General features: G+C 66.7%; 11 protein-coding genes. 8 read left to right on the forward strand and 3 right to left on the reverse strand.

The window, feature by feature from the left end:
• Positions 1-39: 39 nt before the first annotated feature.
• Complete coding sequence (locus tag H4O10_RS16885) at positions 40-1,650, reverse strand: carboxyl transferase domain-containing protein (RefSeq protein WP_005407659.1); 1,611 nt, start codon at positions 1,648-1,650, stop codon at positions 40-42.
• A gap of 10 nt (positions 1,651-1,660) precedes the next feature.
• The gene (locus tag H4O10_RS16890) at positions 1,661-2,824 is read right to left on the reverse strand and encodes an isovaleryl-CoA dehydrogenase (protein ID WP_005407660.1); all 1,164 of its coding nucleotides are present in this window, start codon (positions 2,822-2,824) and stop codon (positions 1,661-1,663) included.
• A gap of 160 nt (positions 2,825-2,984) precedes the next feature.
• Between H4O10_RS16890 and H4O10_RS16895 the strand changes: the two genes are divergently transcribed.
• From H4O10_RS16895 to H4O10_RS16905, 3 genes are all read left to right on the forward strand, one after another.
• Positions 2,985-3,593 carry a TetR/AcrR family transcriptional regulator gene (locus tag H4O10_RS16895; protein ID WP_005407661.1) on the forward strand — a complete coding sequence of 203 codons (609 nt, stop codon included), beginning with the start codon at positions 2,985-2,987 and terminating at the stop codon, positions 3,591-3,593.
• A 205-nt stretch (positions 3,594-3,798) separates the two neighbouring features.
• Entirely contained in the window at positions 3,799-4,317 is a 519-nt protein-coding gene (locus H4O10_RS16900) for a c-type cytochrome (RefSeq protein ID WP_005407662.1), read from the forward strand.
• Positions 4,318-4,636: 319 nt separating this feature from the next.
• On the forward strand, positions 4,637-6,082 hold the full coding sequence (locus H4O10_RS16905) for an ExeM/NucH family extracellular endonuclease (protein ID WP_033833262.1): 1,446 nt from the start codon (positions 4,637-4,639) through the stop codon (positions 6,080-6,082).
• A gap of 301 nt (positions 6,083-6,383) precedes the next feature.
• On the opposite strand, the gene H4O10_RS16910 is transcribed toward H4O10_RS16905, so the two are convergent.
• On the reverse strand, positions 6,384-7,241 hold the full coding sequence (locus H4O10_RS16910) for a hypothetical protein (RefSeq protein ID WP_049454255.1): 858 nt from the start codon (positions 7,239-7,241) through the stop codon (positions 6,384-6,386).
• A 43-nt stretch (positions 7,242-7,284) separates the two neighbouring features.
• Between H4O10_RS16910 and H4O10_RS16915 the strand changes: the two genes are divergently transcribed.
• From H4O10_RS16915 to H4O10_RS16935, 5 genes are all read left to right on the forward strand, one after another.
• A complete protein-coding gene (locus tag H4O10_RS16915) occupies positions 7,285-7,956 on the forward strand; it encodes a CocE/NonD family hydrolase (RefSeq protein WP_033833264.1) in 672 nt (223 codons plus the stop codon).
• Positions 7,953-9,053: a cell division protein ZapE gene (zapE, locus tag H4O10_RS16920; protein ID WP_049454253.1), complete on the forward strand. Its 1,101-nt coding sequence runs from the start codon at positions 7,953-7,955 to the stop codon at positions 9,051-9,053. Before H4O10_RS16915 ends, zapE begins: the two co-directional genes overlap by 4 nt.
• A 632-nt stretch (positions 9,054-9,685) precedes the next feature.
• The gene (locus H4O10_RS16925; RefSeq protein WP_005407668.1) at positions 9,686-12,088 is read left to right on the forward strand and encodes a ribonucleoside-diphosphate reductase subunit alpha; all 2,403 of its coding nucleotides are present in this window, start codon (positions 9,686-9,688) and stop codon (positions 12,086-12,088) included.
• Positions 12,089-12,232: 144 nt separating this feature from the next.
• Positions 12,233-13,252 carry a ribonucleotide-diphosphate reductase subunit beta gene (locus tag H4O10_RS16930; RefSeq protein WP_005407669.1) on the forward strand — a complete coding sequence of 340 codons (1,020 nt, stop codon included), beginning with the start codon at positions 12,233-12,235 and terminating at the stop codon, positions 13,250-13,252.
• A gap of 365 nt (positions 13,253-13,617) precedes the next feature.
• Positions 13,618-13,875 carry a hypothetical protein gene (locus H4O10_RS16935; protein ID WP_005411932.1) on the forward strand — a complete coding sequence of 86 codons (258 nt, stop codon included), beginning with the start codon at positions 13,618-13,620 and terminating at the stop codon, positions 13,873-13,875.
• Positions 13,876-13,904 lie beyond the last annotated feature (29 nt).

Here is a 13,904-nt window from a genome sequence, read left to right on the forward strand (position 1 = left end):
CAACGGGCTTCATGGGAGCGTGCTCGGTCATGGCATGGATTACATGCGGAACACGCCGAAGCGCGTCTGCTGCGGGGCGGCGTTGAGGCTGGCCGATAGCGCCAGGGCCAGCACCCGGCGGGTGTCGGCCGGATCGATCACGCCGTCGTCCCACAGGCGCGCGCTGGCGTAGTACGGGTGGCCCTGCTGCTCGAACTGGTCGCGGATCGGCGCCTTGAACGCGTCTTCCTCCGCAGCCGGCCACTGGCCGCCCTTGGCTTCGATGCCATCGCGCTTGACCGTGGCCAGCACGCTGGCGGCCTGCTCGCCGCCCATCACGCCGATGCGTGCGTTCGGCCACATCCACAGGAAGTTCGGCGAGTACGCGCGGCCGCACATGCCGTAGTTGCCGGCGCCGAACGAACCGCCGATCACCACGGTGAACTTGGGAACCCTGGCGCAGGCCACCGCCATCACCAGCTTGGCGCCGTCCTTGGCGATGCCGCCCTGTTCGTACTTGCGGCCGACCATGAAGCCGGTGATGTTCTGCAGGAACACCAGCGGAATGTTGCGCTGGGTGCACAGCTCGATGAAGTGCGCGCCCTTCAGCGCCGACTCGGAGAACAGGATGCCGTTGTTGGCGATGATGCCGATCGGGTAGCCGTTCAGATGGGCGAAGCCGGTCACCAGCGTCGCGCCATAGCGCGGCTTGAATTCGTCGAAGCGCGAGCCATCGACCAGGCGCGCGATCACCTCGCGTACGTCGTAGGGCTTGCGCGTATCGGCCGGGATCACACCGTACAGTTCGTGTGCCGGCAGCAGCGGTTCTTCGCTGGCCTGCACCGCCATCGCCGGTTCCGGCTTGCGCCAGTTCAGCTGCGCGATGATCGCACGCACCCGTGCCAGTGCCTGCAGATCGTTGTCAGCCATGTGGTCGGCCACGCCGGATATGCGCGTGTGCACGTCGGCGCCGCCCAGTTCCTCGGCGGTCACTACTTCACCGGTGGCCGCCTTCACCAGCGGCGGGCCGCCGAGGAAGATCGTGCCCTGCTCGCGCACGATCACCGTCTCGTCGCTCATCGCCGGCACGTAGGCGCCACCGGCGGTGCAGCTGCCCATCACGCAGGCGATCTGCGGAATGCCCTGCGCCGACAGGTTGGCCTGGTTGTAGAAGATGCGGCCGAAATGGTCGCGGTCGGGGAAGACTTCGTCCTGCAGCGGCAGGAACGCGCCGCCGGAATCGACCAGGTAGATGCACGGCAGGTGGTTCTGTTCGGCAATCTCCTGCGCGCGCAGGTGCTTCTTCACCGTCATGGGATAGTAGGTGCCGCCCTTGACCGTGGCATCGTTGGCCACGATCACGCACTCCACGCCGCTCACCCGGCCGATGCCGGCCACCACGCCGGCGGCCGGCACGGCGTCTTCGTACATGCCATGCGCGGCCAGCGGCGCGATTTCGAGGAAGGCGCTACCGGGGTCGAGCAGGGCGTCGATGCGGTCACGCACCAGCAGCTTGCCGCGTGCGGTGTGCTTGGCGCGCGCGGCCTCGCTGCCACCCAGCGCGGTGCGCGCCAGGGTGGCGTGCAGATCGTCAACCACGGCCTGCATGGCCGCGCGGTTGGCTTCAAAGGTATCGCTGCCCGGTTGCAGCTGGCTGTTCAGGACGGTCATCGCGGTGGCCTTACAGGGTGCGCTGGAACAGTTCGCGGCCGATCAGCATGCGGCGGATCTCCGAGGTGCCGGCGCCGATTTCATACAGCTTGGCGTCGCGCCACAAGCGGCCGGTCGGGTATTCGTTGATGTAGCCGTTGCCGCCCAGGATCTGGATCGCCTGGCCGGTCAGCCAGGTGGCCTTCTCGGCGGCGTACAGGATGGCACCGGCGGCGTCCTGGCGGGTGGTGCGGCCCTGGTCGCAGGCGCGCGCCACGGCATAGACATAGGCGCGGCAGGCGCCCAGGCCGACGTACATGTCGGCGATCTTGGCCTGGATCAGCTGGAAGCTGCCGATCGCCTCACCGAACTGGTGGCGCTCGTGCACGTACGGCATCACCACGTCCATCGCCGCGGCCATCAGGCCCAGCGGGCCGCCGGACAGCACCACGCGCTCGTAGTCCAGGCCGGACATCAGCACGCGCACGCCACCGCCAACCTGGCCCAGCACGTTTTCTTCCGGCACTTCGCAGTCCTGGAACACCAGCTCGCAGGTGGGCGAGGAGCGCATGCCCAGCTTGTCCAGCTTCTGCGCGGTGGAGAAGCCCTTCATGCCCTTCTCGACCAGGAACGCGGTGATGCCCTTGGCGCCGGCGTCCATGTCGGTCTTGGCATAGACCACCAGCACGTCGGCATCCGGGCCGTTGGTGATCCACATCTTGTTGCCGTTGAGCACGTAGCGGTCGCCGCGCTTGTCGGCGCGCAGCTTCATCGACACTACGTCCGAACCGGCACCCGGCTCGCTCATTGCCAGCGCGCCGACCAGGCTGCCGTCGCACAGGCCGGGCAGGAAGCGCTGCTTCTGTTCTTCGTTGCCGTTCTTGCGCAGCTGGTTCACGCACAGGTTGGAGTGCGCGCCATAGGACAGGCCGATGCCGCCGGAGGCACGCGAGATTTCTTCCATCGCCACCACGTGGGCCAGGTAGCCCATGCCGGTGCCGCCGTATGCTTCTTCCACGGTGAGGCCGAGCAGGCCCTGTTCGCCCAGCTTCGGCCACAGGGCCAGCGGGAACTGGTTGCTGGCATCGGCCTCGGCGGCCAGCGGTGCGACCTCGGCGGCGGCAAAATGGGCCACGCTCTGGCGCAGCAGGTCGATGTCTTCGCCAAGGTCGAAGTTCAGGGATGGCACGTGCATTGTGGTGGCTCCACGACGGGATGGCAGGAAATGGACGCACCCGGCGGGGGAGCGGGCGGCGGTCTGCAGGACCGCTGCCCGCACGGGCGATTGGACCCAGCGTAGCGGGGTTCGGATAAGAAGTGAATACAAATTCAAAAATTGAAACCAGAATCAAAACATGGCCTACAAACGCTCTGCACTGATGGAAGAACGCCTGGCCGGGGCCCGTGAACGGATCCTGCTGGCCACCCGTGAGCTGGTCGCCACCGGCGGCTGGCGCAACGCCCCGGTGACCGCCGTGGCAACCCAGGCGGGGGTATCCACTGGCCTGATCTATCGCCATTTCCCGTCCAAGGCCGAGCTGTTCGTGGAGGTGCTCAACGCCGCGGTGGCCCACGAGGTCGCGATCATGGAGCGCATCGCCAGTGGTCCGGAGGTGGCCAGCGAGCGCCTGCGGCTGGCGATCACCGCCTTCGTTCGCCGCGCCCTGGCCGGGCCGGGGCTGGCGCATGCCTTCATCGTCGAACCGGTCGATCCGGACGTGGAGGCTGAGCGCATGCGTGGTCGTCGCGCCTTCGGCGACGTGTTCCTGCGGCTGGTGGAGGAGGGCGTGGCCGCCGGTGAGCTGCCTGCGCAGGACGCGCATGTGGCCGCCGCCTGCCTGGTCGGCGCCTTCACCGAGGCGATGGTCGGCCCGACCGCACCCAGCCGCGAAGCGCACCGCGACGAAGACGCGCTGGTGGATGCGATCTGCAGCTTCTGCCTGCGCGCGATCGGCGCCCGGTAACGTGGTAGAGCCGGCCGCTGGCCGGCTTCTGCACGATCCATCCGGCGGGATGGCGATGCCGGCCAGCGGCCGGCACTACCGGGCCGGCATGTTGCGCCGCACCAGCAGTGACGCCTGTTGTCGCACGCAAAGCGCGTTCTATACTCGGTCCATCACGCAGTCGCTCAGCCGTGGTCCAACGACTATCAGCCAGGGGTAACGAAGAGTGCGGAATTACGATCTGGAGTTCCTGAAACGCTTCTCCATGGTGATCGCGCTGCTGGCGACCATCACCCTCGGCCTCATCCTCCTAGCCGCCTACATCCACACCCGGATTCCACCCGAGGTGTCGCCGACGGCGGCCAAGCGCACCGAACAGCGCATTTCGCCCACCGGCGCGGTCTATGCCGGCAGCACCGGCGCCGCCGCGCAGGCAGCGGCCAAGGCCGCCGCGCTGGCCAAGGCCGCCTCGCAGGTGGCCTACGGCGGCACCAAGGACGGCAAGGTCATCTTCGACAACCTGTGCACCGCCTGCCACACCACCGGCGTGGGCATGGCGCCGACGCTGGACCATTCGCACTGGGACAAGCGCATCGCGCAGGGCAAGGACACCCTCTACAAGCACGCCATCGAGGGCTACACCGGCCCGGATGGCGGCATCATGCCGCCCAAGGGTGGCAACCCGGCGCTGACCGAGGAACAGATCCACGCCACCGTGGACTGGATGCTGGGCAACCTGAAGTAGGCGCCGGGACGGCCAAACCGCGAAACGGCGGAAACGTCGGAAACGTCGGAACATGGAACCGCCGAACGGGATGGCGGAACCGCGGAACGGGGGTAGAGTCGACTGTTGGTCGACTGCTCTTCCCAACGCCACCGAAAAAGCCCGCGCTGCGCGCGATAGTCGATTAACAGTCGACTCTACCCGCCGGTCGCCCCAATCGCCGCGGTCGTTCTCCGTCTGCCGCCGGCGGCTTTGCCGGCCAAGGCCAAAACCGCGCGCGTCGCTGGGGTTTCGCATTTCAAGGTTAGTCTGTGCGCCTCTTCCATGGAGTCGCCCGCCGATGCGCCGCCGTTCCCTCGCCCTTGCCCTGTCCCTGCTGCTGCCGGCCGGCGCCTTTGCCCAGGCCCAGCCGCAGGCCGCACCGGCCGCGGCGCCCTCCGCTGCGCGCAGCAGCGCCACCGTGGTGCTGACCGCCGCGCCGGCCGACTGGCGTGCACTGGATGGCCAGCGCGTGCGCATCGCCGCACCGCTGACCCTGGCCGGTACCGACGGCCTGGAGCGCTTCGGCCAGCTCACCGTGGCCTTCGATGGCCGCCTCTGGCAGCCGACCGAAGTGGCCACGCCGGGCACTGCCGGCTATGAGCAGGTGATGGCCGACAACCAGCGCCGCCGCCTGGTGCTGGAAGATGGCAGCGATGCCCGCGACCCGGCCAGCGTGGCTTACCTGCCGGGCAACCCGGTGCTGCGCACCGGCATGCAGCTGCGCGATGTGCAGGGCATCGTGCGCATGGATGCGCATGGCCATCCGCGCCTGCAGGTCGAAGGCGCGCTGAAGCTGCCGGAGCTGAAGCGCCCGGCGGTGCCGACCGTGCCGGGCAACCTGCATGTGGCGGCCTTCAACCTGGAGAACTTCTTCAACGGCGACGGCCAGGGCGGTGGCTTCCCGACCCTGCGCGGCGCACGCACGCTGGAGGAACACAAGGCGCAGGTGGCCAAGCTGGTCACCACGGTCAACGCGCTGGGCGCCGACGTCGCCGCGCTGATGGAGCTGGAGAACGACGGCTACGGCCCGCAGTCGGCCATCGCCGAACTGGTCGATGCGCTCAACCGCGACCGTGGCGCGCAGGGCGACTGGCGCTTTGTCGACGCGGGCAACGGCCCCGGTGACAACCCGATCCGGGTCGGCATCATCTACCGCAGCGCGCGCCTGCAGCCGGTGGGCAAGCCGGCCACGCTGACCGGTGGCCCCTTCGTCGAGCACAGCCGCGTGCCGCTGGCGCAGGCCTTCCAGGACAAGCAGGGCGCGCCGTTCGTGGTGGTGGCCAACCACTTCAAGTCAAAGGGCTGCCGCGACGCCGCCGGTGCCGACGCCGACCAAAACGACAACCAGGGCTGCTGGAACGCCACCCGCGTGACCTCGGCGCAGCAGCTGCACGCCTGGCTGCAGACCGACCCGACCGGTACCGGTGCAAAGGACGCGGTGCTGCTCGGCGATTTCAATGCCTACGCGATGGAAGACCCGATCCGCACCCTGCATGACCTGGGCTGGCAGGACGCGTTCAAGGTCGCCAAGATCGAGCATCCCTACAGCTATGTCTACAACGGCTATACCGGCCGCCTCGACCACGCGCTGCTGAGCCCGGGCATGGCCAAGCGCCTGCGCGGTGCCGCCGAGTGGCACAGCAACGCCGACGAGCAGGATGCCAGCGGCTACCAGGGCCGCAACGTGCAGGGCCCGTGGCGCAGCTCCGACCACGACCCGCTGTTGTTGGGTTTCGACAGATAAGGTTCGGCGGGGACCTGCTCTGGGAGGGACCTTGATCGGCACGGATCCTGCCGTTGCTTTTGATCTTCCACTCCGTCTTCAAGCGAGCCGAGCATCGCAGGTGAATCAGGGGCGAAGAGGCGCCGATGTTTGAGCGCAGCGAGTTCGGCGCCGTCCCCTGGTTCACCGAGAAGCGCAGGGAACCGGTGCACAGCACCGGCTCGCGGCTGGCGGCGCGTTTCTTTTGGTTACTTTTCTTTTCGCGCGAAAAGAAAAGTGACATCCCACCGCGGGCGCGGAAATGGCCCGCCGCAACCAACGCTCACCCCCAGGCGATCAACCCGATCGCCAGCACCGCCAGCGCCAGGCCGGCGCGGTTCCACCGGGTGGTCGCCTCGCCGAAGGCGAACACGCCCACCAGCGCGCCCAGCACCACCACGCCGATGTTCATGCCGGCGAACACGGTGGCCGGGCTGTCCGGCATCGACTGGTGAGCGTGCACATAGAAGAGGATGTTGCCGCCATTGAGCAGGCCCAGCAGCGCACCTGCGCCGAGGTTGCGCCAGGCCAGCCGGCTGCGGCCACTGGCGTGCCGCCACAGCTGCAACGCCAGCATCAGCACGAAGGCCACGCTGAAGCTGGCCAGCACCGCCGCCATCGAGGGCGTGCCGGACAGCGCCACCTGCTTGAGCAGCACGTCCACCACCGCGAAGCCGGCCCATACCGCCAGCAGCCAGCCCCAGCCACCGGGCGAGGACGCCACCGCCGGGCCGCGCGGGCGCAGGCTGATGGCCACCATCGCCAGCAGGCCCAGGCCGAGCCCGGCCAGCTTCCACGGCGTGGCAGTCTGGCCGAAGAACAGGAAGGCGGCCGCCAATGACAGCAGCAGCGACAGCCGCTGCGCCACGTCGCTGCGGACGATGCCGGCCACCGCCACCGCGCGGCCCAGCACCAGGAAAATCGAGGGCAGCACCACCGCCAGCGCCAGCAATGACAGCCACGGCGCGTGCGGCGCGCGCAGCGCATCCAGTGGCGGCCGCAGCACCACGGCGGTGAGCGTTGCCGCCACCAGATAGTTCCAGGTGACCATCTGCGAAACATCCAGCTGGCGGCGTCCGGCCACCTTCAACAACACCGAAACCAGCACGCTGCAGATCACGGCCAAAGACAGGTAGAGCATGGGACGGGCACAGGGCAGGGGCGGGGGACGGTATCATGGTGCCATGCACAAGCCCTTGTTCCCCGTTGCCCCCGGCGAAACCGCCTGCCTCGAACTGGACGGCCCGGCCGGCCCGCTGGAAGTGGTCGTCGACCTGCCCAAGGCCGATGCGCCGGTGCAGCCGATCGTGGCCATCATCTGCCATCCGCTGTCCACCGAAGGCGGCACCCTGCACAACAAGGTGGTCACCATGACCGCCACCACCCTGCGCGAGCTGGGCATCGCCACGGTGCGCTTCAACTTCCGCAGCGTGGGTGGTTCGGCCGGTGAGTTCGACCATGGCGTGGGCGAGCAGGACGACCTGAAGGCCGTGGCTGCCTGGGTGCAGAGCCAGCGCCCCGACGACCGCCTGTGGCTGGCCGGTTTCAGTTTCGGTTCGTTCGTTTCGCTGAAGGCCGCTGCCGCGCTGCAGCCCGAAGCGCTGATCTCGATCGCGCCGCCGGCCGGCCGCTGGGATTTCGATGGCATCGCACCGCCGGCGCGCTGGCTGGTGATCCAGGGCGAGCAGGACGAGATCGTCGACCCGCAGGCCGTCTACCAGTGGCTGGACACGCTGGATTTCCCGCATGAGCTGGTGCGCATGCCCGAGACCAGCCACTTCTTCCACCGCAAGCTGATCGACCTGCGTGGCGCGCTGACCCACGGCGTGAAGCATTGGCTGGGCACAGCGGCATGAGTGCAACCGAGTTGACCCCGTCGCAGCGGTACGCGGAAGGGGTCGCCCGCGGCGACTGGCAGAACGACCCGGCCCAGCATGCGGCGCTGGCCGAGCTGGACCGCATCCACCTGGGCCTGCTGGACAGCGCCGAGGACGGCTGGCTGGACCGCCTGTCCTCGTTCTGGAAGAAGCCCGAGCCGGTGAAGGGCCTGTACTTCTGGGGCGGCGTCGGCCGCGGCAAGACCTTCCTGGTCGACCTGTTCTACGACGGGCTGCCGATCAAGCAGAAGTACCGGACCCACTTCCATCGCTTCATGCGCAGCGTCCACGAGCGCCTGCGCGAGCACCAGGGCCAGAGCGACCCGCTGGCGAAGATCGCCCAGGAATGGCGCAGCAACCTGCGCGTGCTGGTGCTGGACGAGTTCTTCGTCACCGACATCGGCGATGCGATGCTGCTGGCGCGGCTGCTGGAGCGCCTGTTCGCCGAGGGCGTGACCCTGGTCACCACCTCCAACACCGCAGTGGAGAACCTGTACCTCAACGGCCTGCAGCGCCAGAGCTTCCTGCCGGCCATTGGCCTGCTGCAGCGCTTCTGCGTCGAGCTGTATGCCGAAGGTACCGAGGATTACCGCATGCGCGCGCTGACCCGCTCGCCGGTATACCGCGCACCGCTGGCGGCCGACAGCGATGAGTGGCTGGCCACGCGCTGGAACGAGCTGAGCGGCGGCCAGCCGGCCAAGCCCGGCAACATCGAGATCGAGGGCCGCAAGATCCCGGTGCGTGGCCGCGGCAAGAGCATTGCCTGGTTCGATTTCGCCGCGCTGTGCGAAGGCCCGCGCGGGCCCTCGGATTACATCGAGATCGCGCACGAGTTCAACACGGTGCTGCTGGGCGGCATTCCCGCCTTCGACCGCCTGAACGAAGATGCCGCGCGCCGCTTCGTCAACCTGATCGACGAGCTGTACGACCGCCACGTCAACCTGGTCTGCACCGCCAGCACCTCGCCGGTCGAGCTGTACACCGGCCAGCGCCTGCAGGGCGCGTTCGAGCGTACCGCCTCGCGCCTGATCGAAATGCAGAGCGCCGAGTACCTGGGTACCCCGCACCGGGCGTGAGGGGCCTGCGGGCGTACGTTGCCGGCCAGCGGCCGGCACGACCACCCTGGGATTCCGGTAGTGCCGGCCGCTGGCCGGCAATGATCGGGGGAAGGGTGCAACGGCGTTTCCCTGCGGCCGCTGCTCCGGCCTGGCCGACACATGCAGCCTCGGGTCGCTGCCCGGCGGGCGGTCCCGGCGTCCACCGGATTCCCACCGGCTGCCCACCACCTATCCACAGGGTTGTCCCTAGCCAGTTTCATCACTGTCATGTGAAGCTGTCATTGTTCCGTTTTCGCGGTGCGTTGTACCACCGCAATGACGCCTTTCGGGCTTGACTGCGCAGCCCGTTCCGGCAGGTCTGAAGCGTCTGATCCGGACGCCGGTGGCACGATCCTTGCGGCGCAAGGGATTGCCGAATTTCACTACATTTGGCGTTGACGGGCCCCATCACCCCCACTATCTTGTGGCCGTCGGTCGCAGCAACCCCAATTCCAGGGATGCCCGGGTACCCATCCGCGATCGTCAACGGCAGTGGCAGGCGCAGGGTCTCATCCGCTGCGACGCCGTCCTGCCATCCTGGGCTGTCATGTCCCGGGCTGCGTCACCCGATGCATCGAGCACCCACCAATCACGCCAAGAGGACACACGCCGTGACCACCGAATCCAGCGCCACCATCGAGAAGGAAAGCGAATTCCTGTTGACGTCGCCGCCGACGGCCAACGCGATGAGTGTGACCAAGCGCAATGGCACGACCGAACTGGTGGACCTGAACAAGATCGTGCGCGCGGTGCAGCGTTCCTCCGAAGGCCTGCACGCCGTCGATCCGATGCGCGTGGCCACCCGCACCATTTCCGGCCTGTACAACGGCGCCACCACCCGCGAGCTGGACGAACTGTCCATCCGCACTGCCGCCCTGCTGATCGGTGAAGAGCCCGAGTACGGCCGCCTGGCTGCGCGCCTGCTGGCCAACTACATCGCCAAGGAAGTCTCGGGCCAGGAAATCTACGCCTTCTCGCAGTCGGTCAGCCGTGGCCATGAAGTCGGCCTGATCAACGACCGCCTGCTGAACTTCGTGCAGACCAACGCGCGCAAGCTCAACGATGCCATCGACATCTCGCTGGACCTGAACTTCGATTACTTCGGCCTGCGTACCCTGTACGACCGTTACCTGCTGCGCCACCCGCACACCCGCAAGGTGATCGAGACCCCGCAGCAGTTCTTCCTGCGCATCGCCAGCGCGCTGAGCGAGGACGTGTCCGAGACCCTGGCGCTGTACAAGCGCATGGGCAACCTGGACTACCTGCCGTCCAGCCCGACCCTGTTCAATTCCGGCACCACCCACGAGCAGCTGTCCTCGTGCTTCCTGCTGGACTCGCCGCAGGACTCGCTGGAGTCGATCTACTCCAAGTACGGCGACATCGCCCAGCTGTCGAAGTTCTCCGGCGGCATCGGCGTCAGCTACACCCGCGTGCGTTCGCGTGGTTCGCTCATCAAGTCGACCAACGGCCACTCCAACGGCATCGTGCCGTGGCTGAAGACCATGGATTCGTCCGTGGCCGCAGTGAACCAGGGTGGCAAGCGCAAGGGCGCGGCCTGCGTGTACCTGGAAACCTGGCACGCCGACATCGAGGACTTCCTCGAGCTGCGTGACAACACCGGTGACGAAGCCCGCCGCGCGCACAACCTGAACCTGGCCAACTGGGTGCCGGACCTGTTCATGAAGCGCGTCGAAGCCGACCAGGAATGGTCGCTGTTCGATCCGCGCGTCGTGCCGGAGTTCACCGACCTGTTCGGCGAAGCCTTCGAGGCCGCCTACCTGCAGGCCGAAGCCCAGGGCAAGGCCAACCGCACCATCTCTGCCCGCAAGCTGTACGCCCGCATGATGCGTACGCTGGCCGAGACCGGCAACGGCTGGATGACCTTCAAGGACAAGTGCAACCGCGCCAGCAACCAGACCTTGCGTCCGGGCAACGTGATCCACCTGTCCAACCTGTGCACGGAAATCCTGGAAGTCACCTCCAACGATGAAACCGCGGTGTGCAACCTGGGTTCGATCAACCTGGGCAACCACTTCGACGAGCACAACGAGTTCGATTTCGAGAAGCTGGCCGAGACCGTGCGCCTGGCCGTGCGCCAGCTCGACCGCGTCATCGACCTGAACTTCTACCCGATCGAAACCGCCCGCCGCGCGAACCTGCGCTGGCGTCCGGTCGGCCTGGGCTGCATGGGCCTGCAGGACGTGTTCTTCCGCAAGCGCCTGCCGTTCGACAGCGCCGAAGCCCGCGCCCTGTCGAAGAAGATTGCCGAAGCGATCTACTTCCACGCGCTGGAAACCTCCTGCGAGCTGGCCCAGGAACGTGGCAAGCACCCGTCGTTCAACGACACCCGCGCCGCCAGTGGCGAACTGCAGTTCGACGCCTGGAACGTGGTGCCGGAAGACACCGCACGCTGGGACGCCCTGCGCGCCCGCATCAAGGAACACGGCCTGCGCAATTCGCTGATGATCGCGATTGCGCCGACCGCGACCATCGCCTCGATCGCCGGCTGCTACGAGTGCGTCGAGCCGCAGGTATCCAACCTGTTCAAGCGCGAAACCCTGTCCGGTGACTTCCTGCAGGTCAACCGTTACCTGGTGAATGAGCTGAAGAAGCTGGGCCTGTGGACGCCGGAAATGCGCGATGCCATCAAGCTGGCCGAAGGTTCCATCGCCGGCGTGGCGCAGATTCCGGAAACGCTGCGCGAGGTCTACCGCACCGCGTGGGAACTGCCGATGCGTTCGCTGATCGACATGGCCGCCGAGCGTGGCGCCTTCATCGACCAGTCGGCCTCGCTCAACCTGTTCATGGAAAGCCCGAACATCGGCGCGATGTCCTCCATGTACATGTACGCCTGGAAGCAGGGCATCAAGACCACCTACTACCTGCGTTCGCGCCCGGCCACCAAGATCGCCAAGACCACGGTGAGCGCTGCGGCCCCGGCCAAGGTATTCAGCCCGGACGAAGCCATCGCCTGCTCGCTGGAAAACCCGGAAGCCTGCGAGGCCTGCCAGTAACACACCGCGCGGTGGGTGCCGACCGTTGGTCGGCACTCGAACACCTCGCACCTGTAGAGCCGAGCCATGCTCGGCTGCGGAAAAACACCCACGGTAGCGCCGGGCCACGCCCGGCGGCTCACCCAGGAATTCAAGGAAACACCCATGGCCGACAAGCCCAAGCAGATGCTGCTCGATCCCGGTTTTGAACTGACCCTGCGCCCGATGCGCTACCCGCAGTTCTATGACATGTACCGGAACGCGATCAAGAACACCTGGACGGTGGAAGAGATCAACTTCCAGATCGACATCACCGATCTGCACAGCAAGATGTCGCCGGGCGAGCGCCACCTGATCCACCGTCTGGTCGCGTTCTTCGCCACCGGCGACTCGATCGTGTCCAACAACCTGGTGCTGAACCTGTACCAGCATCTCAATGCGCCGGAAGCGCGCATGTACCTGTCGCGCCAGCTGTATGAAGAAGCGCTGCACGTGCAGTTCTACCTGACCCTGCTCGACAACTACCTGCCGGATCCGGAAGAGCGCGCCAAGGCGTTCTCGGCGGTGGAGAACATCGACTCGATCAAGAAGAAGGCCGATTTCTGCTTCAAGTGGATCGACTCGATCCAGAGCCTGACCCGCATCGAGACCCGCGAACAGCGCCGCCAGTTCCTGCTCAACCAGATCTGCTTCGCCGCCTGCATCGAAGGCCTGTTCTTCTTCGCGGCCTTTGCCTACGTGTACTACTTCCGTTCGCGCGGCCTGCTGCCGGGCCTGGCCTCGGGCACCAACTGGGTGTTCCGCGACGAGAGCGCGCACATGGAGTTCGCGTTCGAGTCGGTGCGCGTGGTGCGTGAGGAAGAACCGGACCTGTTCGACGAAGAGATGAAGCAGCAGGTCTACGACATGCTGGCCGAAGCCATCGAATGCGAAGTGCAGTTCGCCGAGGACGTGCTGTCCGGCGGCGTGGCCGGCATCTCCACCCGCGACATGCGCCAGTACCTGCAGCACTGTGCCGACCAGCACTTCGCCAAGCTGGGCATGGAAAAGAAGTACAACGTGCGCAACCCGCTGCCGTTCATGGAACTGCAGGACGTGCAGGAACTGACCAACTTCTTCGAACGCCGCGTCTCGGCCTACCAGGTCGGCGTGCAGGGCGAAGTCGCCTTCGACATGAACTTCTGATCGAACCGGCCCGGCCTGTCGCAACGAAGAACCCCGGCCAATGCCGGGGTTTTTCGTTGCGCATCAGAAGGATGAGCTATTCTCGCTGGACGCCAGTGGTGGCGGTGCTTCGCATCCATGCCGGGCCTGGGGAGGAAGAGGGGATGCCACTGCAGGAATGACGCGTGGACAATCCCAGCGCCGGGTTCCCGTGCGCGTGGTCCTGCCATGGTGGCGCAACTGAATGGACCCCGGAGGTCGCAATGGAGACTGCAGTGCCTGGAACAGCAACCCGCAGGACCGTGTTTCGTGGGTGGACGGGAGGACTGTTCGCCGTCCTGGTCGCCTGTCCGTCCCTCGCCCATGGCACGAACTGCGATTCCAAGGTGACCAACGTTTCCATCGACGCCAGCGGCAAGGTGTTCGTGGCGACCACCGTCTCGCCCATCCACGCGGTCTGCAACATTGTCAGCAAAGGCGACTTCAGCATGCCGCCGGAGGTCTGCAAGGCGACCTACGCGATGCTGATGAGTGCGAAGGTCTCTGCCATTCCTATCCGCCTGTACTACACCAGCGTGCCGCAATGTGGCGATATCAAGGCCTGGTCGGCACAACCGAGCTTCTACCACGCTGAACTGTTCTGATTACGGGGCCGGGCGTATCGCCTGGAGGG

This window comes from Stenotrophomonas sp. I18B00994, assembly GCF_014145825.1.
Classification (GTDB): domain Bacteria; phylum Pseudomonadota; class Gammaproteobacteria; order Xanthomonadales; family Xanthomonadaceae; genus Stenotrophomonas; species Stenotrophomonas maltophilia.